A 2295-nucleotide genomic window follows, 5' to 3' on the forward strand; every position below is an offset into this window, starting at 1 on the left:
GACGGTACGGGACCGTCCCCGCCGGCGCCCCGGCCGTCCGGGAACACGCGGGACCTGCGGGACCTGCGGGACCTGCGGGACGTACAGGACGTACGAGACCTGTGGGACCCGGGGACACCCGGACCCGAAGGACACGTACGAGCCGCAGGGCGAGCCCGCGGAACGAGCACTCAGGAGGCGGGCACGCCGGGCTTGGCGCCGCGCTCCTTGAGCATGTCGGTCATCAGCTGGAGCTCGGAGGTCTGGGCGACCACCATCGACTGGGCGAGCCGCTTCTCGGCATCGTTCCGGGCCTTGTCGACGTAGCCCTGGGCCATCTCGACGCCGCCCTTGTGGTGCTCGATCATCAGCTGGAGGTAGTACACCTCGGCGTCCCGCCCGCTGAGCGTGCGCAGCTTCGCGATCTGGGTGTTGGTGGCCATGCCCGGCATCAGCGAACCGTCGTGGGCCTGGTACTCGTGGCCCATCTTCATCCACGCCATCGGCGTGGCGGTCGAGTGCTGGGGCAGCCCCCACTGGTCGAGCCAGCCCATCATCATCCCGCGCTGGTTGGCCTGGGTGTTGATGATGTCGAAGGCCAGGGTGCGGGTCGGCTCGTCGGCGGTGCGGTCGCGGACGACGAACGACAGGTCCACGGCCTGCTGGTGGTGGGTCGCCATGTCGCGGGCGAACCCGGCCTCGGGGGAGTCGTTCGCGGGGACGGACAGCGTGGACGAGCCGGACGCCGAGGTCCCGCTCGCCACCAGGGCCGGCACCCCGAGCGCCAGCGCCACGGCAGCGGCCAGCGCGGCCGGCCACCACATGCGGCGGCGGCGCGGGGCCCCCACCTCCTGGACGCCGTCCGCCGCGGCGTCCACGGCGTCCAGGGCGCCCGCGCTGTCCGCGCCGTCCGCCGTCACGGCCTCGCCGGGGCGGCCCGCGCCGGCGGTCACATCTGCCCCATGGTGCAGGAGGCGCCCGGCTCCTGGGTCTGCTTGCCCTGGACGTACTTGGTGAAGAACTGCTCCACCCGCGGGTCGCTGGCGCTGTCCACGGTCAGCTGGGTGCTCCAGGCGTTCAGGGTGATGGTGCCCTGCTCGTCCGGGTACGGGCTCATCAGCGAGTACGGGGTCTTCTTGACCCGGTCGGAGAGGGTCTTGACGTCGTCCGGCGTGGCCTTGCCGTTGTACGTCACCCAGACGGCGCCGTGCTCCAGCGAGTGGACGGCGCGCTCGTTCTCGACCGGCTGGTCGTAGACGTGGCCCATGCAGTCCAGCCAGATCGCGTTGTGGTCGCCGCCGACCGGCGGGGTCATCGGGTAGGTGACCTTGTCCTTGACGTGGGTGCGGCTCAGCTCGCCGAAGGTCTTCACGCCCGGGATGTCCGCGTTGGCGGCGGTCTCCTCGTCCTTCTTCTTCTGGTTCTGGTCCATGACGATCCAGGTGCCGGTGGCGATCGCACCGATCACCAGCACGCCGGCCGCCACCGAGGCGACGATCTTGTTGCGGCGGTCGCGGCGCTGCTCGGCGGCGCGCAGCTCGGCGATCCGGGCGCGGCGGTCGAGGCCGTCCTGCTTGCCGCCGGGCTTGTTGGACTGCTTGGAGGCGGAACCCATGATGGTCGTCCTTGTCCCCGCCGCACCGGTCGGTGGCGGCGGTCAGCTGGTGTGAGAGGAGAAACGGATCCGTCGGCGGCTGCGCCGGCGGTGGGTTCCACTCAGGACCGGTGGACCTGGAGTTCGTGCAGATCGGGCACCGGGTGCGCGCCGTCGAGCAGACCGGTGGGCACCACCCGGGGCAGCGCCTCGGGCGCGGCCGGGGTCAGCGGTGACACGGCGGGTTGCGGCTGCGGCGGCGGGTTCGGCAGCTGGGCGTCCTGCGAGCAGTACGGGTGGCTGGAGCAGCCGTTGTTGCGCGGCGGCTGGCCGTCTGCGGTGCAGAGGATCCAGTGCCCCTGCTCCTCGGCCGTCCGGTGGTGGTCCGAGGACTTCGCGGACCCGGTGACCTTCGCGGCGTGGCCGGTGTAGGAGGAGTGCCCGGTGGCGACCTGGACACTGACCACGCTGACGACGGTGACGGCGCTGACCGGGGCCGCGTGCGGCGCCGGTTGGCCGGAGCCGTCCACCGCCTTCGCCTGGCCCGCGCAGGGCAGCAGCGTCAACAGCGTGACGAGCAGCAGGACCAACAGCCCACCTGCCGGGCGGCCCGCGGATGCGGCCCTCCCCGGTCGGGGCGAACTGGGGGCCGACGCGGTCATGCGCACATTTAATCAGCCGAACGAGTGATGCGATGCCCCCCATCGGCCCTCATTTTCGGG

General features: G+C 71.9%; 3 protein-coding genes. All 3 read right to left on the bottom strand.

Translation table 11 applies throughout. The annotated features are described in order from the left end of the window. Positions 1-170: 170 nt before the first annotated feature. Positions 171-803 (bottom strand): DUF305 domain-containing protein, encoded by a 633-nt coding sequence (locus ACIQOV_RS38040; protein WP_401055341.1) that lies wholly within the window; start codon positions 801-803, stop codon positions 171-173. Between the two features lie 125 nt (positions 804-928). Beyond that, positions 929-1594, bottom strand: coding sequence for a DUF3105 domain-containing protein (locus ACIQOV_RS38045; RefSeq protein WP_401055339.1), 666 nt, complete (start codon positions 1592-1594; stop codon positions 929-931). Between the two features lie 101 nt (positions 1595-1695). Next, entirely contained in the window at positions 1696-2163 is a 468-nt protein-coding gene (locus tag ACIQOV_RS38050; RefSeq protein ID WP_401055340.1) for a hypothetical protein, read from the bottom strand. Between the last annotated feature and the right edge of the window lie 132 nt (positions 2164-2295).

Source organism: Kitasatospora sp. NPDC091257 (genome assembly GCF_044757675.1).
In the GTDB taxonomy this organism is placed as follows: Bacteria; Actinomycetota; Actinomycetes; order Streptomycetales; family Streptomycetaceae; genus Kitasatospora; species Kitasatospora lactacystinica.

Coding starts and splice junctions, on each gene's coding strand:
- ACIQOV_RS38040 (WP_401055341.1), bottom strand. CDS start 803: ATGTGGTGGCCGGCCGCGCTGGCCGCTGCCGTGGCGCTGGCGCTCGGG.
- ACIQOV_RS38045 (WP_401055339.1), bottom strand. CDS start 1,594: ATGGGTTCCGCCTCCAAGCAGTCCAACAAGCCCGGCGGCAAGCAGGAC.